The 25384-nt window shown below is 70.5% G+C and carries 18 protein-coding genes; 9 read left to right on the top strand and 9 right to left on the bottom strand.

From position 1 onward, the window contains the following. The first annotated feature begins 38 nt into the window (after positions 1-38). Genes LCHO_RS15255 through LCHO_RS15275 form a run of 5 tightly spaced genes read left to right on the top strand, consistent with a single transcriptional unit; the run spans position 39 to position 10832 of the window. Positions 39-5021: a hypothetical protein gene (locus tag LCHO_RS15255; protein ID WP_012348063.1), complete on the top strand. Its 4983-nt coding sequence runs from the start codon at positions 39-41 to the stop codon at positions 5019-5021. 3 nt (positions 5022-5024) lie between these two features. Continuing rightward, on the top strand, positions 5025-6647 hold the full coding sequence (locus tag LCHO_RS15260) for a hypothetical protein (RefSeq protein WP_012348064.1): 1623 nt from the start codon (positions 5025-5027) through the stop codon (positions 6645-6647). Further along, complete coding sequence (locus LCHO_RS15265) at positions 6644-8821, top strand: AAA family ATPase (RefSeq protein ID WP_012348065.1); 2178 nt, start codon at positions 6644-6646, stop codon at positions 8819-8821. The genes LCHO_RS15260 and LCHO_RS15265 overlap by 4 nt, the downstream gene beginning before the upstream one ends. Continuing rightward, positions 8818-10422, top strand: coding sequence for an eCIS core domain-containing protein (locus tag LCHO_RS22300; RefSeq protein WP_012348066.1), 1605 nt, complete (start codon positions 8818-8820; stop codon positions 10420-10422). Before LCHO_RS15265 ends, LCHO_RS22300 begins: the two co-directional genes overlap by 4 nt. Before the next feature lie 8 nt (positions 10423-10430). Next, positions 10431-10832, top strand: coding sequence for a hypothetical protein (locus LCHO_RS15275; RefSeq protein ID WP_012348067.1), 402 nt, complete (start codon positions 10431-10433; stop codon positions 10830-10832). 42 nt (positions 10833-10874) lie between these two features. Here LCHO_RS15275 and LCHO_RS15280 read toward each other — a convergent pair whose 3' ends face one another. From LCHO_RS15280 to LCHO_RS15300, 5 genes are all read right to left on the bottom strand, one after another. Continuing rightward, a complete protein-coding gene (locus LCHO_RS15280) occupies positions 10875-11237 on the bottom strand; it encodes a hypothetical protein (RefSeq protein WP_012348068.1) in 363 nt (120 codons plus the stop codon). 96 nt (positions 11238-11333) lie between these two features. Then, positions 11334-13322, bottom strand: a complete 1989-nt coding sequence (locus tag LCHO_RS15285; RefSeq protein ID WP_012348069.1) for an MFS transporter — start codon at positions 13320-13322, stop codon at positions 11334-11336. Positions 13323-13374: 52 nt separating this feature from the next. Next, entirely contained in the window at positions 13375-14172 is a 798-nt protein-coding gene (locus tag LCHO_RS15290; protein WP_012348070.1) for a DUF2145 domain-containing protein, read from the bottom strand. Positions 14173-14187: 15 nt separating this feature from the next. Beyond that, complete coding sequence (locus LCHO_RS15295) at positions 14188-14652, bottom strand: hypothetical protein (RefSeq protein ID WP_012348071.1); 465 nt, start codon at positions 14650-14652, stop codon at positions 14188-14190. Between the two features lie 43 nt (positions 14653-14695). Further along, positions 14696-15214, bottom strand: a complete 519-nt coding sequence (locus LCHO_RS15300; protein WP_012348072.1) for a YiaA/YiaB family inner membrane protein — start codon at positions 15212-15214, stop codon at positions 14696-14698. Positions 15215-15354: 140 nt separating this feature from the next. Here LCHO_RS15300 and LCHO_RS15305 point away from each other — a divergent pair, with 140 nt between their 5' ends. After that, positions 15355-16092, top strand: coding sequence for a helix-turn-helix domain-containing protein (locus LCHO_RS15305; RefSeq protein ID WP_012348073.1), 738 nt, complete (start codon positions 15355-15357; stop codon positions 16090-16092). A 93-nt stretch (positions 16093-16185) separates the two neighbouring features. On the opposite strand, the gene acs is transcribed toward LCHO_RS15305, so the two are convergent. Next, a complete protein-coding gene (gene acs / locus LCHO_RS15310) occupies positions 16186-18162 on the bottom strand; it encodes an acetate--CoA ligase (protein WP_012348074.1) in 1977 nt (658 codons plus the stop codon). A 227-nt stretch (positions 18163-18389) separates the two neighbouring features. On the opposite strand from acs, the gene LCHO_RS15315 reads away from it, so the two are divergent. Together LCHO_RS15315 and LCHO_RS15320 are read left to right on the top strand one after the other, a co-directional pair. Continuing rightward, positions 18390-18983 carry a TIGR00645 family protein gene (locus tag LCHO_RS15315; protein ID WP_012348075.1) on the top strand — a complete coding sequence of 198 codons (594 nt, stop codon included), beginning with the start codon at positions 18390-18392 and terminating at the stop codon, positions 18981-18983. 98 nt (positions 18984-19081) lie between these two features. Then, complete coding sequence (locus tag LCHO_RS15320) at positions 19082-20608, top strand: fumarate hydratase (RefSeq protein WP_012348076.1); 1527 nt, start codon at positions 19082-19084, stop codon at positions 20606-20608. A 1-nt stretch (position 20609) separates the two neighbouring features. On the opposite strand, the gene LCHO_RS15325 is transcribed toward LCHO_RS15320, so the two are convergent. After that, positions 20610-21968: a mechanosensitive ion channel family protein gene (locus LCHO_RS15325; protein ID WP_012348077.1), complete on the bottom strand. Its 1359-nt coding sequence runs from the start codon at positions 21966-21968 to the stop codon at positions 20610-20612. 149 nt (positions 21969-22117) lie between these two features. Between LCHO_RS15325 and LCHO_RS15330 the strand changes: the two genes are divergently transcribed. Further along, positions 22118-22777, top strand: a complete 660-nt coding sequence (locus LCHO_RS15330) for a pseudouridine synthase (protein WP_050757377.1) — start codon at positions 22118-22120, stop codon at positions 22775-22777. A gap of 188 nt (positions 22778-22965) precedes the next feature. On the opposite strand, the gene LCHO_RS15335 is transcribed toward LCHO_RS15330, so the two are convergent. Continuing rightward, complete coding sequence (locus LCHO_RS15335; RefSeq protein WP_012348079.1) at positions 22966-23997, bottom strand: SDR family oxidoreductase; 1032 nt, start codon at positions 23995-23997, stop codon at positions 22966-22968. After that, a complete protein-coding gene (locus LCHO_RS15340) occupies positions 23997-25277 on the bottom strand; it encodes a nucleotide sugar dehydrogenase (protein WP_012348080.1) in 1281 nt (426 codons plus the stop codon). The genes LCHO_RS15335 and LCHO_RS15340 overlap by 1 nt, the downstream gene beginning before the upstream one ends. Positions 25278-25384 lie beyond the last annotated feature (107 nt).

The raw sequence follows: 25384 nt of genomic DNA on the forward strand, positions 1-25384 counted from the left end.
ATCACCGGGCCCACTACCGCGCATCACAGGGGAAAGCCGTGAGCAAGCGAAGCAACACTCCGATCACCCAGCCCTTGCCGGGCGAGCGGGTGATCGCGCTGTCACCGCAAAACGCCGAAGAGGCGGCCCTGACCTGGCAGCACCGCCCGAACATCTTCGCCGGCCGCGCGCTGACCGCCGGCACGCTCGACCAGCGCCAGCAATGGCAGGCCGGCCACATCGCTACCCGCGGCCAGTCGCTGGTGGCGGGCATCGACGACGGCCTGCAACTCGACATCGGCCCGGACGGCGGCGCCTCGCTGGCCGACGCCACGCTGCACATCGAGGCAGGCCGTGCGCTGACGGTCAGCGGCGAGGACGTGGTGCTGACCCGCACCCTCGAATGCCGCCTGGCCGACGTGCCGGTGGTGGCGCCGCCGGGGTTCTTCGTCGATGGCAGCGGCGTGGGTGACAGCAGCGGCGACGGCACCGTGCTGGCGCGCCGGGTCGGCCTGACGCTCGGCACCCTGCCCGCCGCGGCGCTGGCCACGCTGCCGGCGATCGGCATCCTGCTGCTGCAGCCGGCGCTGGTCGACCGCAGCAACTTCGATCCGCTCGACCCCTGCGACCGCAGCGCCTGCGCCGATGGTGCGGTCGACGATGTCACCGCCTTCGAGGACTGGCGCATCGGCGACGCGGTGCGGTTGCTCTGGTACGTCTGGCCGAGCGAGTGGCGCGCGCTGCCCGCCATGCCCGATCTGCAACTGCGCAACGCGCTGGCCTGGACGGTGTTCGACGCCGAGGCCCGCATGGCTGTCGGCGACTGCCTGCCGTGGGAGGAATGGGGCGCGCCGCTGGCGATGGTGCGGCTGGATGCCAACCGCTTCCCGGCCTGGGCCGACCGCGCCAGCGTGGCGCGCCACGGCGGCATGGCACGCGACGCGCGGTTGCAGCTCGGCGTGGCCCCGCCCGCCGATGCGGACTCGACGCCCAACGGCGTCGCGCTGATCGCCAACAGCCGCCTGCCGTCGTTGTGGCAGGCGCAGATCGAGCAGTTTGCCGAGCAGGTCGCCGCCGCCGGCAGCATCCCCGCGGGCGATCTGGCCGACGCCTTCGCGCGCCGCCTGCCGCCGGTCGGCCTGCTGCCGCGCAATGCCTACGACCCGGCGGCGTTTCGCAGCGACTTCTTCCCGCCCGGATTCGACATCGACGCCGCGCCGGTGCCGATCGAGCAGCTCGACATCGCCGTGCGCGCCAACGCCGCGCTGGCGCCGCTCGACCCGAGCGTGCCCGAGAGCGTGCGGCTGCTGGTGCCCGTGCCGCTGCAATCGTGGGAGCCGCGTCTGCTGCTGAGCGAGGCGGTCGACCCGCTGTTCTTCACCACGCTGAACCGCTTTCTGCTCGATCGCGCCCGCGCGCTCGGCGGCCGCCAGGGCCTGCGCCTGCGAGACGCCGTGCTGCAGCACGCGCTCGCCGGCATCGACGTGACCGTGCCCGCCTTCGACAACGACGCCGCCGCGCTCGAGACTGAAACGCTGTCGCCCTGGGGCCCGCCGCCAGCCGGTGGCGGCCACCGCAGCGCGCTGCTGGCGGGCATGCACCAGCACTTCTTCTTCGGCGCCAGCGAGACGCTGCCGGTGCGCGAGGACGCGCTGTTCTGCTGGGTCTACCTCGACCCGATCAACCCGCCGCGTGAGCTGATGCTGCAGTGGCACGTCGACGGCCAGTGGGAGCAGCGCGCCTACTGGGGCGAGAACCTGATCGGCTGGGGCGTCGACGGCACGCCCTCGCGCCAGCGCATCGGCGATCTGCCCGAGGCCGGCCGCTGGCTACGCCTGGACGTGCCGGCGGCGCTGGTGGGACTGGCCGGGCGCAACGTCGACGGCATCGCCTTCACGCTGTTCGACGGCCAGGCCGCCTACGGTTCGAGCGGCGCGTTCAACGCCAACGGCGAGCGGCGCTGGTTCGACAACCCGCTGCCCGCGCTGGCCCGCATCGGCGGCGAGGAGCCGTGGGTGCTGCTGACGCACAACGACCTGTGGACGCCGTTCGAGCCCACCGCCGGCGTGCTGCCGGCAGTGCCCGCGGCCCTGCCGTCGACGCTCGGCGGTCATTTCGATGCGCTGGCCAGCGGCATGCACCAGCACTTCTTCGACACCGTGAGCACGCCGTTCACGATCACGGCCGGCGAGAAGCTGTTCTGCTGGGTCTGGCTCGACCCCAACCACCCGCCGCGCGAGCTGATGCTGCAGTGGTTCACCGCCAAGGACGGCTGGGAGCAACGTGCCTTCTGGGGCTGGGACATGATCGGCTGGGGCGTGGCCGGCACGCGTTCGCGGCTGCGCCAGGGCGCGCTGCCGGCGCCGGGCGGCTGGCTGCGGCTGGAGGTCAGCGCCGCCAGCCTCGGCCTCGAAGGCGCGCCGCTGCTGGGTATGGCGTTCACACAGTTCGACGGCATGGCGGCTTTCGGTGCGACGGGGGCGTTGACGGCGACCGGCAACGGCGAGCGGGTCTGGTTCGCCGGCAGCGTGCCGCCGGGCGCGGTGCAACGCGGCGACACCTGGCACTTCATCGGCGCCGATGCGATGGCGATGCGCAGCCCGCTGCCGAGCGCGCAGATCGGCCAGGCGCAGGCGCTCGCCGATCTGGCCCAGCACCCCGCGCTGCAGGTGCTGTCGGCGCAGGAGCGCGCGCAGATCCACCTGCTCGGCGCCGAGGGTTTCACCGCCTATCTGAAAGCACGCACCGACCGCGCCGACGACGTCGTCGACTACGGTTTCGTCAAGGTGCAGACCGACATCTACCGCGTGCGCCAGCTCGTGCTGGGCAACACCGCGGCGACCCGGCTGGCGGTGTCGCCCACGCTGGCGGGCATCGCGCAATCGGAAACCGCCACCGCCTCGCAGACGCAGATCAACAGCTTCATCGCCGACCTGAAGCTCGGCCAGAGTACCGCGGGTGCGTTCGCCTCGATGGCCACCGCGCCGAAGGTGCAGGCCACCGAAACCGTCTCGCTGGCCACCAGCGCCGCCACGAGCACCGCGCCGGTCGCCAGCCGCGCCTTCCTGAGCAGCGGGCTGACGAGCAGCCTGTCGACCGGGCTGATCGGCAACCTCGACCTGTCGGCGATCCAGCTCGGCACGGTCAGCACCGTCAGCTCGCCCACGCTGCTGACGAGCAAGGAGCTGGCGAGCACCACCGCGATCCAGCGCCTGCCCACCGCCAGCATCGCGGTCAGCCCGTCGCCGCTGGACGTGGCGAGCGCCGCGCCGCTGGTCGGCCAGACCTTCATCCGCACCACCACCATCGCCAAGCGGCTCGAAGACCCGAAGTCCAAGGAGGTGCGCGACTACTCGACCTCGTCGCGTTTCGACGCCATCAACGCGCTGGTGCGGCTGGTCGATGCGCTGAGTGCCGAGGACGGCGGCGCCACGCCGGGCCTGTTCGAGGGCATCGACGTGCACGGCCTGCAGGGCGACGAGTTCCTGGCCGACCTGCCGGGCGAGGTCGGCCAGAAGCCGATCCGCCGGCCGTTCACCGACTTCATCGCCAACCGCGCCCTGCTCGGCCGGCTGATGACAGTGCCGCTGCGTGTGGTGCAGGGCGACCCGGACGAGGGCGCGTTCTTCTCCGACGCCACCGACCTGTCCGACCACGTGATCGCGCTGATGCGGCAGGTGGAGGGGCGCGTCAAGCGCTACCGCGAGGCGCTGACGGTGTGCCAGCAGACGGTCGACAGCTTGCGTGGTTCGCGTGCTGTCGTGCTGTCGGGGCTGGCGCGTTTTGCCGAGGATCTGGCCGAGGCGCGCCACGACGTCAGCGTGACCCGCGCGCTGCTGGCCGAGGAAACCGAGCGCATCACCGCCATCAATGCCCGGCGCGCCCAGGTGCTGGCCGAGCAGGTGCCGTTCATCGCCTACGTGCGACCACGCGAGGCCGACAACCTGCGCGCCACGCTCACGCATTCGGTCGACCCCGGCCTGCTCGAAGCGCCGGTGCCGGCCTGCCTGCGCGAGCACCCGGACCTGCCCGAAGAGCTGGCCGACATGCTGCGCGTGGTGCGCGAGGCGCCGGCCAACTGGTTCGTGCACCTGCCGCCGCTGATCCGCCGGCTCGACAAGGTGGAGCCGCTGATCCGCACGCTGCAGACCGCGCAGGTGCGCGCGCTGTCGGGCATCGCATCGCCGCTGCTGTCGGCGGCGGGCGGCGTGGCGGTGGGCAGCGGCGGCAACACCCGGCTCGCCGCGGCGATCTCGCAGGTATCCACACGCCAGGCCCAGGCGCTGGCGCCGCGGCTGGCGACGCTGCAGACGCTCAACATCACGAGCCTGCTCACCACCACCTGGCAGGGCCTGCGCGTGCAGGCCGAGCAGGTGCTGTCGTTTGCCGACGTGGCCGAAGGTGGCCACGGCCGCAGCGACGTGGCGCGCGCGGCGGCCAGCGAGCTGGAGAACATCCGCCGCATCGTGGCCTGCCTGCACGCCGAGTTCTCGATGATCACGCCGGCGCTGCGGCTGATCTGGTCGGAGACGCTGTCCGAGTTCGACGCCGCGCCGAACCTGCGCAACCTCGCCAGCCTGCCGCGCTGGGCCGAGATCGGTTATGTCGACCGGCGCCAGATGCAGGCTTATGTGGATTGGCTGTTCGGCCAGATCGAGCCCGGCCAGCCGCAAGCGGTGGCGCTGGTCAACGACGTGGTGCGCATGTGCCTGCTGCTGGCCAGCCACGCGCCGGTCGACCGCATCGTCACGGGCAGGCTGGCGCGGCCGATTCCCGGCGTGCGGCCTGGCATCCGCATCCCGCTGACGGTGCTGGAGCCGGCCAAGCTGCGCGTGGGCATGCAGGCGGTGCTGTACCGCGCCGACCAGGTGGTGGCGCGCGCGGTGGTCGAGGACCTGGGGCAGCTGGAGGTGTCGGCGCAGGTGATCCACACCACGGCGGCGCAGGTCGATCTGGGCGACGACGTGCGGGTGCATTTCGACGACAACGCGTCGCTGAGCCTCGCCGCGGCGAGCGCACGGCGCAGCCTGTTCGGGCGCTGAGCGATGACCAGCGACGCGCGGCTCGTGCGCCATCTGCGCGTCAGCGCGCCGGATGAAGCGGCCGTGCGCGCGCTGCTGCCGCGACTCGAAGACGCGCTGCGCTGCGCCAGCCTGCCCGACGGCGGCGCGCGCGTGCTGCTGGTGCGGCGGCTGGCGCTGGGCCGCGTCGCCGCGGGCATCAGCGCGGGTGCGCTGGCGCAGCGGGTCGAGCAGCGGCTGGCCGAGAGCGACGTGACCTGGATCGACGGCGGCACCGCAATGGCCGAGCGCGCCGAGCACGTCTGTTTTGCGAGCGCGCTCGACGCCCGCCTGCAACTCGCCGCCCGGCTGCTGCGCGGCCAGCCGTGCGAGGCCTGGTACTGGCGGCTGGCGGTGCCGGAGTGGCGCCGGGGCGAGCCGCTGGCGCTGCAGTTGCGCGCCATCACGCTGACCGTGGCCGGCTGGCCCGAGGCGGCGGTGGCGTTGCCGGTCTGGGCGGCGGGCGTGGTGCGCGCGTGGGGTGCCGGCTTGCTGGGGCAGGCGTTCGATGAAGCCCAGGGCGCGGCGCTGCTGCGCCACGTCGGCCGGCCATCGGTGCCGGCGCACGCGCTGGCGGCCGCTTCGCCCTCGCGCGCATCGTGGCTCGACACCTTGCTGGGCGGGGGCGGGACGGCCGTGACGGCGAGCCGATCGTCCGCCACGGCGCCGCCTGCACGGGCGGCCGCGCCGGGCATCGAGCCCGATCCGGTGCCCACCGGCCCCGGCATCAGGCCGGGCGTCGACCTCGTCCGCGATCGGCAGCCACGGCCAGGCGTCGAGACATCGGCCGATCACGCTGACGCCGCAGGGCCGGCGAACGAGGCGGCGATCAGGATCGGGCATCGCCAGCCCGCCGCCGCGCAGCAGGACACGGGCGATGACGCGGGCGCTGCAACCCTGGCGTCTGACGGCGCGTCAAAGGGACAGGCAGCGGCGGCCCACCTGCCGTCGCCACACGCGCCCAAGGCGTCGCCGGCCGATGCGGGTTCGAGCGCGCGGCCCGGGCCCGCGCCGCAGCCGGTCATTCAAGCCGCGTCGGGCCAAGCCGCAGACGACAGCGTCGCGCCGCCCCACCGGACCGCCGCGCCCGGATGGCCTGCCGCCACGCTGGCGCGCAGCCGCTGCGCCGGCCTGCTGTTCCTGCTGCCGGTGCTGGCGCGGCTGGGCATCGTCGACGCGTGCGAGGCCGCCGGGCTGGACTGCGCCACCTTCGCGCGCGCGGTCCTGCGCAGCGTGCTGCAGCGCCTGCGTGTGCCGCCGGACGACCCGGCCTGGGCGCTGGCCGAAAACCCGTCCGGGCGCGTGACACCCGCGCTGCCACCCGACGCGCTGCGGCTGGCCCACGCCTGGCGGCACGACACGCAGCGCTGGCTGCGCCGCGCCGGGGGGGGCGGTGGCCTGGGGCTGGCGCGGCTGGTGCTGCGGCCGGGGCAGATGGCGCTGACGGCCACCCACGCCGACATCCATTTCCGCCTCGCCGACGCCGACCTGCGGGTGCGCCGCCTCGGGCTCGACATCGACCCGGGCTGGTTGCCGTGGTTCGGCCGCGTCGTCGCCTTCCACTATTCGTCCGGCGATGCCCCGCTCGGCCGCGAGCCACCGCCATGAACGCGCCGGCCTGCGCCACCACCCTCGCGGCCAGCCTGATGCCGCCGCTGCACGCGCTGGCGCTCGGCGCCTTGCCACAGGCCGCGGGCGATGCGGCGGATTCCAATGCATCGGCCGAGGCCGGCTGGCTGCGCGCGCAGCGGGTCGGCGAGCCGGGGCTGTACAGCTGGCACGCCTGGGCCGCGTCGCCGCCGCCGGCCGACCGCCTGCTGCACACGCTGGCGACGGGCCTGCCGCTGCGGCCGGTCGAGGTGATCGCGGTGGCGCTGGCGGTGGCCGCCGAACTCGATGCCAGCGTGGCGCGGGTGGTGGCGTGGCTGCAGGCGCCGGCCGGCACCAGCGCGAGCAGCAGGCCGAACGTCGGTCTGCTGCTCGCGCTGGCGCAGGCGCTGGGCGTGGGCGCATCGGCGGGCGATCTGCTCGACGGCAGCGCCCGCGCGACCGGTCTGCTGCAGCTGGAGATGGACGCCGACCCGGCCGCCGGCCCGCGCGCGACGGCAGCGCCCGTGCTGCCGCTGGTCGAGCAGTCCGTGCAGGTGCCGCTGCCGCTGGCGCTGCTGCTGCGCGACGGCCAGGCGCGCTGGCCCGGCGTGGCGCTGCTGACGGGCGACGAGGAGCCCGCGCCCGCTTCCTTGCGCGAGGCCGCGGCGCGCCAGGCCGCGGCGCTGCGCCTGGCGCAGTCCTGGCGTGCGGATGCGGCCTCGCACTCCAGCGGCCCGGCGCTGGTGGTGCGCGCCGGCCATCCGCGGGTGGCGCGCGCGGCGGCGGCCTGGGTGGCGCAGGCGCTGGGGCAGCGCGCGGCGGTGTTCGACAGCGATGCGGCGGATCGGCACGGTGCCGGCAGCCCGGCCGGCGCCGCTCACGGCACCGGCGCGGCGCCACGTGGCAGCGGCCTGTGGCTGGTGGCCAACGGCGCGCTGCCGGTGTGGTGCGTCGAGCTGGCGCCCGGCGAGACCCGCCACCTGCCGAGCTGGCCCGGTTACCGCGGCCCGGTGCTGGTGGCCTGCGGGCCCGACGGCTGCATCGAGAGCGATGGCGACACGCTGCCGAGCTGGCGCGTGCCGCTGCCGCTGGCCGGCGAACGCAGCGCGTTGTGGCTGGCCGTGACCGGCGACGCCGCCCTCGCCGCGCAGCTGGGCACGCAGCAGCGCCACGACGCCGCGCGCATCCGCCTGCTCGGCCGCGCCGCCCGGCACCAGGCGCATCTCGAAGGCGCCGCGCAGGTCGGCTGGGCGCAGCTGGGCCGCGCCGCGCGCCAGGGCGTGGCGGCCGATCTCGGCACGCTGGCCGAGCTGATGCCCGAGGCGATCGACGACGCAGCGCTGGTGGTCTCGCCCGCACTGGGCGCCACGCTGGCCGCGCTGCAGCAGCGCTGCCAGTGCCGCGAGGGCCTGACCGACGGCCTCGGCCCGGCCGCGCGGGCGCGTTACCGGCCGGGCGTGCGCTCGCTGTTCGTCGGCCCGTCGGGCACGGGCAAGACGCTCGCTGCCGGCTGGCTGGCGACCCGGCTCGGCCTGCCGCTGTACCGCGTCGACGTGGCGTCGGTCAGCAGCAAGTACATCGGCGAGACCGAGAAGAACCTGTCGCAGCTGTTCGCGCGCGCCGAACACGCCGAGGTGGTGCTGCTGTTCGACGAGGCCGACGCGCTGTTCGGCAAGCGCACCGAGGTCAAGGAATCGAACGACCGCCACGCCAACGCGCAGACCAACTACCTGCTGCAGCGCATCGAGTCGTTCGAGGGCATCGCGATCCTGACCAGCAACAGCCGCAGCCGCTTCGACAGCGCCTTCACGCGCCGGCTCGATGCGATCGTCGACTTTCCGGCGCCGACGCCGCAGGAGCGGCACGCGCTGTGGCGCGCGCATCTGGGGGAGACACAGCTGCAGGAGCAACTGCACGGGCGCCTGCATGCACGACAGCAGCCACAGCGGCTCGACGTCGCGCTGCTCAACCGCATCGCCAGCAGCTGCGACCTGGCCGGCGGCCACATCCGCAACGCCGTGCTGGCCGCCGCGGCCTGTGCCCACGCGGCGGGCGGCGCGATCACCGAGGCGCAGCTGCTGCAGGCGATCGCGGCCGAATACCAGAAGCTCGGCAAGGCGCTGCCGGCCGGCCTGGCCGAGAGACACGGCGCCACCCCGCGCCCACCATCCGATCCGCAGGAGTCGCCATGAAACACAGCACCCACACCCGCCCGTCGCCGGGGACCGGCACGGCCGCCCAGGGCGGCGTCAAGGCCAGCACGAAGGGCCGTGTGAAAAGTGCCGGCATGCCGCGCTACGTCACCACCCACCTCCCGCTGCCGTCCAACCCGGCAGCCGAACGCGAGGCGCAGGCCCGCGCGCAGGCGCCCGATCAGGCGGCGGCCCACGCGTCGGGCCCCGGCGGTGCGCCGTCGGCGGCGGTGCAGACCACGCCGCTGGCGCGGCAGATCTCGCGCCGGATCGTCGACCAGGCCGGCAGCGGCCAGGCGCTGCCGGGCGGCTGGGCGCAGCAGGCTGCGGGGCTGGGGGCGCAGCCCGAGCAGGTGCGCGTGCACGCCGACAGCGCGGCGCAGCGGCTGACGGCGTCGATGGGCGCCAACGCGGTCACGGTCGGGCGCGACATCTTCTTCGCCCCCGGCCGCTACGCACCCGACACCCACAGCGGCGGCGCGCTGCTGCGCCACGAACTCACCCACGTCGGCCAGCAGGGCGGCGAACCCGTCGCGCCGCAGTGCGACCTGACGACGCCCCAGCCGACCGACATGGGCATCTTCAACATGGCCATGATCACGCAGGCGGCGCCGCCCGGCCTGATGGGCACGATCAGCTTCATGCCCGACACCGACGGGCCGTATTCGGCCGAGATCGGCCTGGTGCAGGCGATCAACATCACCGACGTGCCGGGCACTTCGACGGGCACGCCCAACACGCCGGTGGACTGGCGCAACATCACCGACTCCAACAGCATCACCCCCGCCAATCCGGCCGGCACCGTGGGCACCGAGGGCGGCCGCATGGACCTGATGACCACCGGCACCGACGGCGCACCGGCGGGCACCTACATCGACTCGATGACCGCCAACAACCCGCGCGGCAGTGCGATCGGGCCCAACTACGTCGAGCACTTCGGCAACTCGCAGCAGTTCGGCTGGCTGCGCTCGGACACCGACGTCGGCCCGGCCCAGCTGTGGGACTACCCGAACTTCAGCTTCGACACCAACTTCGACTTCGAGACCGTCGCAAAGGGCACCGACAACCAGGTGGTGTACGGCGCGCTCGAATGGGGCTTCCAGATCCGCTCGGGTGCGGTGGTGGCGACCTCCGAATACGCACGCGCCGGCAACGACACCTCGGCCACCTTCGACGAGGCGCTGGAGCGTTTCAGGGGCTACTTCACGCACGAGCCGATCGTCATCTACTTCGACACCGGCTCGGACCAGCCGATGGCCGGCGAGGAGGCCAAGCTCGACGGCATCCAGGAGTACCTCGACAACTACCCCGACGCGACGCTGGGCATCGACGGCTTTGCCGACATCCGTGGCTCGGAGCAGTTCAATTTCAGGCTGTCGGACCAGCGCGCACAGACCGTGCAGGCGCTGGTGCTGGCCGAGGGCATCGCCGCCGGGCGCATCGACTGGGCGGTGGGGGTGGGCGAGACGCAGGACTTCTCGCAGCACGGCACCGCGCCGGGCACGGCCCAGCCGGTCGACGCCGGGCGGCTGCGGGCGAACCGGCGGGTGGTGATCAGCTTCAACCGATCCAGCAGCACCGCGCCGATCGTGGTGCCGTGACCGGTGTCATGAGCGACACCGGACAGCCCGCCGACGACGCCGGCTTGCAGGCACTGATCGACCGGCTGGCAAGCGGCCCGCCGACCGGCCATGCCGACTGGACGCAAGGCGCGCTGCAGTGGGCGGCCGAAGGCCTGCCCGGCCTGCCGGCACTGCTGCCGCTGCTCACGCACGCCGAGCCGCTGGTGCGCCTGCGCGCGCAGCGGGTGCTGGAGCGCGCCAGCCGCGACTGGGTGGCGCAGCGGGTGGTCGAGCGGCCGCTGGCGCGGCGTGTCGACACCGCCTGGGCGTACCTGTGGGCGCACAACGGCAGCTACGACTGGCAGGGTGACGAGGCGAACCGTGCGGCCTCGGTCGAGCGCTGGCGCCAGTGGCTGGTGACGCCACAGTTGCCGGCCGCGCCGGGCTGACTCACGAGGCCGGTCGCAGCCGGCGAGGCTGCAGCCTCGCGATCAGGCCGCGCGCTTGCGGCCCTTCTTCGGCGGCGGCTCGGGGGCGTGCGCGCCCGGGGGCGGCGCGGTGAACAGCTTGGCGGCGCGGCCCTTGAGCTCGAGCAGTTCGCTCGGCGTGATCGAGTAGCGGCGGCCCATCACGTCGACCTCGATGCGGAACTCGACTTCCTTCGTGCCGTTGCTCAGCGTGCCGCAGGTGAATTCGTAGTCTTCGGCGTCGGCCGGGAAGCCGTCGGCCTCGAGGTCGTGGTCGACGTACTTGACGTTGCTGATCTCGCCGCTGGCGAGGTCGAGCATGCCGCTGGCTTCGATCACGTCTTCGGTCAGTTCGTCGTGGATGACGATGGGCAGTTTCAGGTCCATGGCTGGCTCCGGCGTTTCAGGGCTGAGCGACGCGGAAACGGCGCCTCTGGCTCAGGGGGCGCGGATCATGCCACAGGGGCATGACGCCAGAATCGTTCACCGCAGCGGCGGGCTGGCGAGCGAGGCGGTCGCGGGCACGCTGCCGGCGCTGTCGAGCAAGGCCTGCACCTGCGACTGCAGCAGTTCCGGGCTGACCTGCGCGGCCGCCAGCGGCGCACCGACGATCACCTCGACCCGGCTGAACAGCCCGCGGCGGAACGGCCGTGCCATCGCCTGACCGCCTTCGATGCGCGAGAAAAACGAGCCCCAGAGGTTGCACAGCGCGATCGGCACCACGGGCACCACCGGCGCGGGCAACTCGGCCAGGATCTTCATGATGCCGCCCTTGAAGGGCTGCAGCAGGCCATCGCGGGTGATGCCGCCTTCGGGAAAGATCGCAAGCAGGTCGCCGTCGGTCAGCACCTGGCGGGCCTGGGCGAAGGCCTGTTCGTAGAGCTTGGGGTCTTCTTTTTGCGGCGCGATCGGGATCGCCTTGCCGAGCCGGAACAGCCAGCCGAGCACCGGCACCGCGAAGATGCGGTGGTCCATGATGAAGCGGATCGGCCGCGGGCTGACCGCCATCAGCACCACCGCGTCGACGAAGCTGACGTGGTTGGCCACGATGATGGCCGCGCCGCTGGCGGGCAGGTTCTGATCGCCGCGCAGGCGCAGCCGATAGATCAGCCGGGTGGCGATGAAGGCGACGAAACGCAGCAGGTACTCGGGCACCAGCAGGAAGATGTAGGTCGCCACCACCGCATTGGCCAGGCCGGTGAACAGGAAGATCTGGCCGATGCTGGCGCCCGACGCCAGCAGGGCGCCTGCGATCAGCGAGCTGGCGATCATGAACAGGGCGTTCAGGATGTTGTTGGCCGCGATGATGCGGGCGCGGTGGCTGGCCGGCGAGCGGATCTGGATCAGCGCGTACATCGGCACGCTGTAGATGCCCGCCGCGAGCGCCAGCAGCGCTAGGTCGGCCATCACGCGCCAGTACCACGACAGCGACAGGAACTGCCCGACCGTCAGCGCCACGCCGTCGGCCAGCGGCGGCAGCGCCTGGGTGGCGAAGTAGAGGTCGATCGAGAACACGCTCATGCCGATCGCGCCCAGCGGCACCAGGCCGATCTCGACATGGCGGCGCGACAGCATCTCGCACAAGAGCGAGCCGATGCCGATGCCGATCGAGAACACCACCAGCAGCAGCGACGCCACCTGCTCGCTGCCGTGCAGCACCTCCTTGGCGAACGACGGGAACTGGCTCAGGAACACCGCGCCGAAGAACCACATCCACGAGATGCCGAGCAGCGACCGGAAGACGACGATGTTGCCGTGCGCGAGCTTGAGGTTGCGCCAGGTCTCGCTCACCGGGTTGAGGTTGATGCGCAGGCCGGGATCGGTGGCGGGCGTGGCAGGCACCGCCTGCGCGGTGAGCCGGCCGATCACGGCGACGCCGAAACAGGCCATCGCCACCGCCGTCGGGCCGACCTGCGGCAGCGCGATCAGCACGCCGCCGGCGACGTTGCCGAGCAGGATGGCCACGAAGGTGCCCATCTCGACCATGCCGTTGCCGCCGGTGAGTTCGCGCTCGCTCAGGTGCTGGGGCAGGTAGGCGAACTTGACCGGGCCGAACAGCGTCGAGTGCAGCCCCATCAGGAACACGCAGGCCAGCAGCACGGGCACCTTGATGTCGGCGTCCGGGTGCATGAAACCCCAGCCGGCCAGCGCCATGATGGCGATCTCGAGCGACTTGACCAGCCGCATCACGCGGGCCTTGTCGAACTTGTCGGCCAGCTGGCCGCTGGTGGCCGAGAACAGCAGGAACGGCAGGATGAACAGCGCGCCGATCACCAGCCCGGCCATCGCCGGCGGCAGCCAGGCGAGCTGCAGCTGGTAGGTGACCAGCACCGTGAAAGCGAACTTGAACAGGTTGTCGTTGGCCGCGCCGAGGAACTGGGTCCAGAAGAACGGCGCGAAACGGCGCTGGCGCAGCAGCGCGAACTGGCTCGGGTGGCCGTGCGCGTCGGCGTCGATCGGGGACTGGGGCATGGATTCCTCTGCAGGGCTGGGCCGGGAACGCGGTTGACTTTAGTGTGTTTTTTCAGCGCAAGGCCTGCGCCGCGCCGCCCAGGCCGCTGGCCTGCAGGAAGGTGAACACCGAGTCGACCGTGACGGTGGCGATGCGGTCGCCGTAGCGCTGCTCGCTCGGGTGGTCGTCGAAGGCGATGTGCGCCGTGCCGACGCGGGCGCCCAGGCGTTTCATCGCGCCGATGCGCAGCACGGTCGGCTGGTAGCCCTTGAACTGCAGCCAGGCCTGGGCCCGCGCGCGGTTGCCGGCGCCGGGCTCCATCGCGTAGGCCAGCGTTTCGAGCGCCCACTGGTTGCTCTGCTGGTAGCGCTGCGACCAGGGGTAGGCGAGCATGTTGTAGCTGGGCGTGTGCAGGGTGGCGACACGGGTGTTGTCCTGCAGCAGCGGCAGCAGGGCGTCCTGCACCGCGGTGCTGGGCACGATGGCGCCGCCTTCGGGCCGGTAGAGGTCGTCCATGAAGAACTCGCCCAGGCCCTGGCGATACAGGCCGCTGCTGGCGGTGCCGCACTGGTTGAGCTTGTGGACCACACGCCAGGCGCCGGCTGCCTCGTCGCGGTAGGCGTAGCCCAGGTGCGAATAGCGCAGGCCCCATTCGTCGAGGTTCTGGCCGCGCCGCGCCAGCACCACCACGCGGGCGCCGCTGGCGTCGAGCCACTGCGCGGTGCGGGCGGCCAGTTCGAGCGACTGCGCCACCTGGGCCACTCCGGGCGGCTTGGCATCGCAGTTCTGGCCGGCGTGAGCCGGCGTGGCGAGCAGGAGGCTGGCCGCGCAGAAGGCGGCAGACAGGGCGCGGTTCGGGGCGGTGGACATCGGGGTTCTCCTCGATCAGTACGCGATGCGCTCGTTGTGGAGCAGCGAGGTGCCGATCTGGTTGGGCACGAAACACAGCAGCTCGCCGGCGGCCGACAGCAGCACGCCCGCGCTCATCGCCGTGACCATCACGGTGGCGCCGACCGCCGCCGACGTGCCGTGCGCCACGTGGCCCGAGAAACGCAGCACCACGCGAGCCCCGTCGGAGGCGCGCTCGAGCACCCAGACCGTGCCGACGGCCGAGGCCTGCACGGCCACCACCGTCAGCACCACGCCGCCGGCCAGGATCGCCACCGGCGCCGAGGCCACCACCGCCACCGGCAGGCTCAGCGACAGCGCCGAAGCCGCGCTGGCGTCGACCGGATCGCCGCCGTGGGCCCGGGCCGCCGCCGGGCTCAGCAGCGTGGCGCCGGCGATCAGGCCGGCCAGCACCACGTGGTGACAGGCTTTGCGCAGGGCGGAAAGGGGGTTGGTGTTCATCGTGATCTCCTTCGGTCAGGTGCGGGTGCGGGGTTTTCAGCGATCAGGCGTCGGTGCCCAGCGCGGCGGCGCGCTGCTGCATGCGGCGCTCGTACTGGCGCACGTCGTGGGCGTCGCGCAGCGTCTTGGCCAGCGTGAACACCGTCGAGATCAGGAACAGCCAGCTCACCGCGAGGTAGGCCTTCCAGACCGGCTGTATGTCCATGCGCCACAGGCCCCAGGCGGTCAGTGCCATCGCCAGCATGAAACCGCCCCAGACCACGGCCGACCACATCGGCGTGGTCTCGCTGCGGGTCTGCTGCTGATCGCGCACATGCTTGGACAGCACGAAGGCCGAGCACAGACAGAACAGGTAGCCCATCACCATGAAGGCGCGGTCGAGGTCGACACCCGGCAGCCAGGCCAGGCCGGTGCCGCACAGCGTGACGGCGATGGCAAACGAGAGCCAGACCTGGAGCGTCCAGGCGCGGGTGTCGCGGCGCGGCGCGGCAGCGGCAACAGCGGTGGAAGAAGCCAGCAAGGAGTCGGTGGTCTGCATCACGAGGCCCGGTCGGTTGAACATGGACGCAATACTCGTTGCGCACCGACACAAGTGCAATCAGAAGAGACAGAATACCGTCGAGTGCCCCATCAGGTATCGAATGGCGATACCTCATGCACCATCACCCTCGTTCACCTTGTGGGCTCGACCCGCCGACCGCCATGTCATCCACCGCCGACCTCATCAGCGTGCTCAAAGCCGAACTCAAGGCCGCCGGCATGACCTACGCGCAGCTCGCCGCGGCGCTCGGCCTGGCCGAATCGAGCGTCAAGCGCATGTTCGCGGCTGGCGACATGCCGCTGTCGCGGATCGACGAGATCTGCCGCGTGCTGCGCACCGATTTCGCCGAGCTGGCGCTGAAGGTGGCGGACCGCCAGCCGCCACGCCGCGAGCTGACGCTGGAGCAGGAGCGCGCGGTGGTGGCCGACCGCAAGCTGCTGCTGGCCGCGATCTGCTGCCTGAGCCAGTGGACCTTCGATCAGGTGCTGACCAGCTACCGCTACGACGAGGCCGAGCTGGTGCGCTATTTCGTGCAGCTCGACCGGCTCGGCATCATCGAGCTGAAGGCGCACAACCGCTACCGGCTGCAGGTGGCCAAGACCTTCCGCTGGCGGCCGATGGGGCCGGTGATGCAGTACTTCCGCGCCGAGGTCGTGCCCGACTACTACCGCGGCGGCTTCGATGGCGCCAACGAGCTGCTGATGCTGGTGCACGGCGAGATCGGCCACAGCCTGGCGGCGCTGTTCAACGACCGCCTGGCCCGGCTGGCGCAGGACTTTGCCCAGCAGCACCTGGCCGACCAGAAGCTGCCCGAGGCGCAGAAGCGGCCCTACACGCTGGTGATCGGCATGCGCTCGTGGCTGTTCGGCGCGTTCAGGGAGCTCAAGCGCGAGGCTTGAGGCCGAACACGGAACAGGGGACGCCAATGAAAACGCCCCGCAGTGCGGGGCGTCGAACCGTCAGATCACCCCGCGCCAGGCGGGGCGACCCGATCAGTAGGCCTGGCCGAGCTGGTCCAGGATGGCCGGGTTTTCCAGAGTGCTGGTGTCCTGGGTGATGGTCTCGCCCTTGGCGATCGAGCGCAGCAGGCGACGCATGATCTTGCCCGAGCGGGTCTTGGGCAGGTTGTCGCCGAAGCGGATGTCCTTGGGCTTGGCGATCGGGCCGATCTCCTTGCCGACGTGGTCGCGCAGCTGCTTGGCGATCGCCTTGGCCTCGTCGCCGGTGGGCGCCGGGCGCTTGAGCACGACGAAGGCGCAGACCGCCTCGCCGGTGGTCTCGTCGGGGCGGCCGACCACGGCGGCTTCGGCCACCAGCTCGGTGCAGCTGACCAGCGCGGACTCGATCTCCATCGTGCCCATGCGGTGGCCGGAGACGTTGAGCACGTCGTCGATGCGGCCGGTGATGGTGAAGTAGCCGGTCTCGGCGTCGCGGATCGCGCCGTCGCCTGCCAGGTAGTACTTGCCCTGGAAGTCGGCCGGGTAGTAGCTCTTGACGAAGCGCTCGTTGTCACCCCAGATGGTGCGGATCATCGACGGCCACGGACGCTTGACGACCAGGATGCCGCCCTGGCCGTTGGGCACGTCCTTGCCGGTCTCGTCGACGATCGCGGCCTGGATGCCCGGGAAGGGCAGCGTGCACGAACCCGGCACCATCGGCGTCGCGCCCGGCAGCGGGGTGATCATGTGGCCGCCGGTCTCGGTCTGCCAGAAGGTGTCGACGATCGGGCAGCGGCTGCCACCGACGTTCTTGTAGTACCACTCCCAGGCGGCCGGATTGATCGGCTCGCCGACCGAGCCCAGCAGGCGCAGGCTCGACAGGTCGTAGCTCTTCGGGTGCACGGCGTCGTTGGCCTCGGCGGCCTTGATCAGCGAGCGGATGGCGGTGGGCGCGGTGTAGAAGATCGAGACCTTGTGGTCCTGGATCATCTTCCAGAAGCGGCCGGCGTCCGGGTAGGTCGGCACGCCTTCGAAGACGATCTCGGTGCCGCCCAGCGCGAGCGGGCCGTAGGTGATGTAGGTGTGGCCGGTGACCCAGCCGATGTCGGCGGTGCACCAGAACACGTCGTCGGCCTTCAGGTCGAAGGTCCACTGGGTGGTCAGCGCGGCGTGCAGCAGGTAGCCGCCGGTGCTGTGCTGCACGCCCTTGGGCTTGCCGGTCGAGCCGGAGGTGTAGAGCAGGAACAGCGGGTGTTCCGCGCCGACCCACTCGGGCTCGCAGGTGGTCGGCTGGCTGGCGGCCAGGTCGGCCAGCCAGAGGTCACGGCCTTCGACCATGTTGATCGGCGAGCCGGTGCGCTTGACGACCAGCACGTTCTTGACCGCATCGCAGCCGCCCAGGCCGAGCGCCTCGTCGACGATGCCCTTGAGCGCCAGCGGCTTGCCGCCACGCACCTGGTGGTCGGCGGTGATCACGGCGACGGCGCCGGTGTCCTCGATGCGGTCACGCAGCGACTGCGCCGAGAAGCCGCCGAACACCACCGAGTGGGTGGCGCCGATGCGGGCGCAGGCCTGCATGGCAGCCACGCCGTCGATCGACATCGAGATGTAGATGACGACCCGATCGCCCTTGGTGACGCCCAGCGACTTCAGCGCGTTGGCGTACTGGCAGGTCTTGGCCAGCAGTTCGCTGTAGGTGACCTTGGTGACTTCGCCGCCGTCGGCCTCGAAGATGATGGCAGTCTTGTCGCCCAGGCCGCGCTCGATGTTGCGATCCAGGCAGTTGTAGGAGGCGTTGAGCGTGCCGTCCTCGAACCACTTGAAGAACGGCGCGTTGCTCTCGTCGAGCACGGTGGTGAACGGGGTCTTCCAGCTCAGCAGCTCGCGTGCCTGACGGGCCCAGAAACCCTCGTAGTCCGTTTCGGCTTCCTTGCACAGCGCGTGGTACGCATCCATGCCCGACACGTGGGCAGAGGCCACCACGGCATCGCTGGGCAGGTACAGCTTCGATTGGGTTTCTGCTTGACTCATCTTTGTCTCCGAAGGTCGAAATGGAATGCCACGGACAATAGGCACAGGCTCTTACGAGCCCCTGACTTTTTCACGGTCTGCGAGGGGCTGCCGCGATGGCGCGCGGCGCAAAACGGCCCCGATGCTGACACGAAGCGCCGCCTAGAATCGCCCCGGTTTTCCCGATGGCCGGCGCCGGTGCGTGCCGGCGTCCGCCACTCACACACCAACACGACACCACGGATCCCATGAAAGAACCCCTCAGCCCGAAACCGGGCGCGTTGGCCAACCTGATCTTCGCCAGCCGCTGGTTGCAATTGCCGCTCTACCTGGGACTGATCCTGGCGCAGGGTGTCTACGTCTTCCACTTCTGGGTCGAACTGGTGCACCTGATCGAGGCGGCGTTCGGCAACCAGGCCGCGCTCGCCCAGCTGGTGGGCAGCATCGGCTACAAGAGCGACATCCAGGTCTCGCAGCTCAACGAGACCATCATCATGCTGGTGGTGCTAGCACTGATCGACGTGGTGATGATCAGCAACCTGCTGATCATGGTGATCATCGGCGGCTACGAGACCTTCGTGTCGCGCCTGGGCCTCGAGGAGCACCCGGACCAGCCCGAGTGGCTGAGCCACGTCAACGCCTCGGTGCTCAAGGTCAAGCTGGCCACCGCCATCATCGGCATCAGCTCGATCCACCTGCTCAAGACCTTCATCAACGCCGAGAACTACTCCGAGAAGGTGCTGATGTGGCAGACCGTGATCCACATCGCCTTCCTGTTCTCGGCGCTGTCGATCGCCTACGCCGACCGCCTGATGTCGGCAGGCAAGCCTGACGACCACTGATCCGGGCCGATGACCCTCCCCGCGGGCCTGTCACACGTCAGCCCCGGTGCAGATCGGGGTCCTAAACTTCCGTTCACACAGCCTCTTCGAGTTCTGCCATGACCACCACCATCCGCCAGGCCGACCTGATCGAAAGCGTCGCCGCCGCCCTGCAGTACATCAGCTACTACCACCCGGCCGACTACATCGCCCACCTGGCGCGCGCCTACGAGCGCGAGGCCTCGCCGGCCGCCAAGGATGCGATCGCGCAGATCCTGACCAACTCGAAGATGTGCGCCGAAGGCCATCGGCCGATCTGCCAGGACACCGGCATCGTCAACGTGTTCCTGAAGATCGGCATGGACGTCAAGTGGGAGGGTTTCACCGGCTCGATCGCCGACGCTGTCAACGCCGGCGTGCGCCAGGGTTACCTGAACCCCGACAACGTGCTGCGCGCCTCGGTGCTCGACGATCCGATCTTTGCCCGCAAGAACACCAAGGACAACACGCCGGCCGTGATCCACATGGAGCTGGTGCCGGGCAACACGGTCGACGTGATCGTGGCGGCCAAGGGCGGTGGCAGCGAGAACAAGTCGAAGATGTACATGCTCAACCCGAGCGACAACATCGTCGACTGGGTGCTCAAGACCGTGCCGACGATGGGCGCGGGCTGGTGTCCGCCGGGCATGCTGGGCATCGGCGTGGGCGGTACGGCCGAGAAGGCCGTGATGATGGCCAAGGAAGCGTTGATGGAAGACATCGACATGTACGAGCTTCTGGAACGCGGCCCGCAGAACAAGCTCGAAGAGCTGCGCATCGAGCTGTACGAGAAGGTCAACGCGCTGGGCATCGGCGCCCAAGGCCTGGGCGGCCTGACCACCGTGCTGGACGTCAAGATCAAGACCTTCGCGACCCACGCGGCCAGCAAGCCGATCGCGATGATCCCCAACTGCGCCGCCACCCGCCACGGCCACTTCGTGCTCGACGGTTCCGGCCCGGCCTACATGGAGCCGCCGAGCCTCGACCTGTGGCCCAACGTGGCCTGGGCGCCCGACTACAACAAGAGCAAGCGCGTCGATCTCAACACGCTGACCAAGGCCGAAGTGGCGAGCTGGAAGCCGGGCGACACGCTGCTGCTCAACGGCAAGATGCTGACCGGCCGCGACGCTGCCCACAAGCGCATCAACGACATGCTGGCCAAGGGCGAGCCGCTGCCGGTGGACTTCACGAACCGCGTCATCTACTACGTCGGCCCGGTCGATCCGGTGCGTGACGAGGTCGTCGGCCCGGCCGGCCCGACCACCGCCACCCGCATGGACGGCTTCACCCGCATGATGCTGGAGAAGACCGGCCTGATCTCGATGGTCGGCAAGGCCGAGCGCGGCCCGGTGGCGATCCAGGCGATCAAGGACAACCAGAGCGCGTACCTGATGGCCGTGGGCGGCGCCGCCTACCTGGTCGCCAAGGCGATCAAGGGCGCGAAGGTCGTCGGCTTTGCCGACCTCGGCATGGAAGCGATCTACGAGTTCGACGTCAAGGACATGCCGGTGACGGTGGCGGTCGACGCCAGCGGCACCAGCGTGCACAACACCGGGCCGAAGGAATGGCAGGCCCGCATCGGCAAGATCCCGGTCGTCGAAGCCTGAATCAGCCGCTGGCGTTCGTATCCGTCAGCGCTTCGTTCGATCCGGCCGCCAGCCTTGGCGCCGCGGCCGGTGTTTCTCGCAGGATGCGCAGCACCCGCTGCGGATAGGGAATCTCGATCCCGTCGCGGTCGAGGAGGGCCAGGATCGCCAGATTCACCTCCGACAGCACGTTGCCCTGGCCCTGGTCGGGGTCGGCGATCCAGAACGTGATCTTCAGATCGAGGCCATCGGCACCGAAGGCGACGAAGTGCGCGGTAGGTGCCGGATCGGGCAGCACGCGTCCGATCGATCCGACCGTCGTGCAGATGCGCTCGCACAGCGCGGCGACGTCGGTGCCGTAGGCCACGCTGACCCGGGTCGTCAGCAGCAGGCGGGAATCGCCCAGCGACAGATTCTGCACCGTGGTGGTGATCAGCGTTTCGTTGGGCACGATGGCCTCGCGCCCGTTGCCGGCACGGATCACGGTGTAGCGGGTGGTGATGTCGGTGATGCGGCCCTCGAAATCGGCCACCTGCACCAGGTCGCCGATGCGCAGCGAGCGCTCGGCCAGGATCACGAACCCCGAGACGTAGTTGGCCGCCAGCTTCTGCAGGCCGAAGCCGATGCCGACGCCCAGCGCGCCGCCGAGCACGCCGAGCGCGGTGAGGTCGATGCCGACCGCACTCAGCGCCACCAGCAGGCCGACGAACATCAGGAAAGCCCGCAATGCATTGGCCGCCGCCTTGCGCAGCGAGAGCTGGCCGCCCTGCACGCCGTCGAGCAGACGGGCCTCGAGCGCCGCCGAGACCCACAGGGCCAGCATCAGCACGAAACCGGCCGACAGCGTGCCTTCGATGAGGGTGCGCAGCGTCACCGGCTTGGCGCCAAGCTTCCAGCTGATCTCGTCGAGCCCGTCCATGAACGCCGGCAACACGCCCGTCAGCCACAGCACCAGCGCGCCCCAGGCCAGCCAGGAGATCGTGCGTTCGGCCACCCGCATGAACAGCGAATGCGGGAACGCCACCGTCAGCACCCGCACGCTCAGGCGAATCAGCGCCAGCGACAGCAGCACCGGGATTGCCAGCTTGAACACCGCCAGCGGCCAGCCCTGCAGGAACAGCACCTGGCGCGCCAGATAGGCCAGCGCGAGCGCCAGGCTCGGGAACAGCACGCCGTCGACGAGGTAGTCGCCGAACCAGATCGAGGCCAGCGGCGCGGTGCGGCCGGCTTCGGCGCGAACGCTGCGGGCCACGGAGCGCATCACGTACACCAGCACGGCGGTGACGGCCAACACGGTTGCCAGAACGCCCAGTTCGATCAGGGCGGCCGGCTTGGTCAGGGCGGCCAGCAGGGAGTCGAGCGCGGGAGGAGTGGGCAGCATCGGTGTCGGCATCGTGGTCGGATCTCGAGGGAGCGCGATTGTCTGACAAGGCCGGGCCGCGCATCGTCTCAGTGCGTATCAGCAGGTCGGGCTGCGACGGCACAATCGCCACCGCCCACTCCCGATTCCGACCGCTGCATCGACGCGCCGTGCCATCCGAGCCCCTCATCGACATCCTTCACCACGACGACAGCCTGCTGGTGGTGCGCAAGCCGGCCGGGCTGCTGTCGGTGCCCGGGCGCGGCGAGCATCTGCAGGACTGCGTGGCGGCCCGTGTGCAGGCCATCTGGCCCGACGCCCTGATCGTGCACCGGCTCGACATGGCCACGTCCGGCCTGATGGTGATGGCGCGCGGCCCGGCCGCCCAGCGCGCACTCGGCAGCGCCTTCGAGCACCGCAGCGTGACGAAACAGTATGTCGCGGTCGTGGCCGGCGACGTCGCCGGCGACGCAGGTTCGGTCGACCTGCCGCTGTGCGCCGACTGGCCGAACCGGCCGCGGCAGAAGGTCGACGCCGCGATGGGGCGTCCGTCACTGACCCATTGGCGCCGGGCCACGCCGGCGCACGAAGGCTCGACGACCGGCGACATCGACCGCACCCGGCTGGAGCTGGAGCCCGTGACAGGACGCTCGCATCAACTGCGGGTGCATCTGCTGGCGCTCGGCCATCCGATCCTGGGCGACACCCTCTATGCACCCGACGCGGTGCAACGCATGGCGCCGCGCCTGCTGCTGCACGCCAGCCGGATCGCATTGCCGCATCCGGCGGGGGGTGGAATCTGCGTCTTCAGCGACCCACCCGCATTCTGAGCGGACAAAAAAGCGCCCCCCGGCTTGCGGCGGGGGGCGAATGCTCTGATGCGCCGATCAATGGCTACCTGACCGCGATCGACAGGCTCAAGACTACGCTCACACGGCGAAAGGTCTACTAGGGAATGCGTTGAGGAACACCCCGGCACACCGTTCCTGGCCTTGACGCCGCGACATATGCACGCCGATCAGGCTGCCGCGTTGGCCACGTACCAGGCGATCGCCTCGGCCAGGCCTTCATGAACGTCGTGCGTGGGCTCATAGCCCAGCAACGTGCGCGCCTTGCTGACGTCGGCCAGCGAATGGCGCACGTCGCCTCCGCGGAAGTCGGCGTACGCCGGCTGCGCCACCTGGAGCGACGGCCGCTCCCGCTCGACGCCGGCAGCCAGCGCCGCATGCAGCTGATTGAGCGTGGTGCGATCGCCGACGGCGACGTTGTAGACCTGGTTCACGGCGGCGTCCTGGGTGGCCAGGGCGGCGCGCAGATTGGCCTGCACGGTGTTGGCGATGTAGCAGAAATCGCGCGACGTCTCGCCATCGCCGTTGATCGTGCACGGCTCGCCGCGCAGCATCGCGGCGATCCAGCGCGGGATCACCGCGGCGTAGGCGCCGTTCGGATCCTGGCGCGGGCCGAAGACGTTGAAGTAGCGCAAGCCGATCGTCTGCATGCCGTAGCAGCGCCCGAACACCTCGGCATACAGCTCGTTGAGGTACTTGGTGACCGCGTACGGCGACAACGGCCGGCCGATCACGTCCTCGACCTTGGGCAAGGTGGGCGAATCGCCGTAGGTCGAACTGGAGGCGGCGTAGACGAAGCGAGCGCCGACATCACGCGCAGCCACCAGCATGTTCAGGAAGCCGGTCGCGTTGGCGCGGTGCGTGGTCTGCGGATCCTTCAGCGAACGCGGCACCGAACCGAGCGCGGCCTGGTGCAGCACGAACTGGGCGCCCTCGCAGGCGGCCACGCAGGTGTCCGGGTCGGCGATGTCGCCTTCGATGAAATGGTGGCGCGCCCAGGCGGCCTCGCCCACCGATTCACGCACCGCCTGCAGGTTGTGACGGTGCCCGGTGGCGAAGTTGTCCAGGCTGGTGACCTGCTGGCCGTGCGCCAGCAGGGTCTCGAGCAGGTGCGAGCCGATGAAACCGGCGCTGCCGGTCACCAGCCAGCGGCGCGACTGGCCTTCGAGCAGCGCGACGAGGTCGGGTTGCAGCGTCAGCATCACAGGCGCCACACGTGGATGCCACGTGCCTCCAGCGCGGCACGGTCGGCCTGGGCCTTGACGTCGACGTACAGGCCGCCCGGCGCCAGCTTGGTCAGCAGGGCGTCGATCGGGCGATGCGCCAGTTCATCGTGGGCCACCGCCGCGACGATCGCGTTGGCGCGGGGCAGGTGCGCCCACTCGACCAGCTCGACGCCGTATTCGTGCATCGCCTCGGCCGGGTCGGCCACCGGGTCGTGCACGTGCACCGTCACGCCGTAGGTCTCGAGCTCGCGGATCACGTCGATGACCTTGGAGTTGCGCAGGTCGGGGCAGTTTTCCTTGAAGGTCAGGCCCTGCACGATCACGTGCGCACCCTTGACCGGCGCGCCCAGGCGGATCAGCTCCTTGACGGTCTGCTCGGCGATGAACTTGCCCATGCCGTCGTTGATGCGCCGCCCGGCCAGGATCACCTGCGGGTGATAGCCCATCCGTTCGGCCTTGTTGGTCAGGTAGTACGGATCGACGCCGATGCAATGGCCGCCGACCAGGCCCGGGCGGAACGGCAGGAAGTTCCACTTGGTGCCCGCAGCCTGCAGCACCTCGGTGGTGTCGATGCCGATGCGGTGGAAGATCAGCGACAGCTCGTTGACGAGCGCGATGTTGAGGTCGCGCTGGGTGTTCTCGATCACCTTGGCGGCCTCGGCCACCTTGATCGAGCTGGCCTTGTAGACCCCGGCGGTGATGATGCTGCCGTAGACATCGGCCACCTTGGCCAAGGTTTCGGGGCAGTCGCCCGACACCACCTTGGTGATGGTGGTCAGCGTGTGCAGCTTGTCGCCCGGGTTGATGCGCTCGGGCGAATAGCCGACCCAGAAGTCCTTCTGCCACTTGAGGCCGGACTCTTTTTCCAGGATCGGGATGCACACCTCTTCGGTCGCACCGGGGTAGACGGTCGACTCATAGACCACGATCGCACCCGGCTTGAGGTTGCGCCCGACCGAACGGCTGGCGCCCACGAGCGGGCTGAAGTCGGGGTTGTGAGCGTCGTCGACCGGCGTCGGCACGGCGACCACCACGAAATCGGCCTCGCGCAGCGCCGAGGCGTCGGTCGTGGGCTCGAGCCCGGTCGACGACTGCAGCAACTCGGTGCTGACCTCGCCTGTCGGATCGACATGGCGCTTGTACGCATCGATCTTGGCCTGCGACAGGTCAAAACCGATGGTGCGGTGCTTCTTGCCGAACTCGACGGCAAGGGGCAGGCCGACATAGCCCAAACCCACGACAGCAATAGTTGTCATCTTCTATTCAACCCAGCACAAGAGAACTGACTCGCGGGGGCCCCTGCGACCACCGCTCCCTCGCAATTAGACTGCACTGCACCGATCGTCCATGATCGAGACGAACC

The organism is Leptothrix cholodnii SP-6, assembly GCF_000019785.1.
Classification (GTDB): domain Bacteria; phylum Pseudomonadota; class Gammaproteobacteria; order Burkholderiales; family Burkholderiaceae_C; genus Sphaerotilus; species Sphaerotilus cholodnii.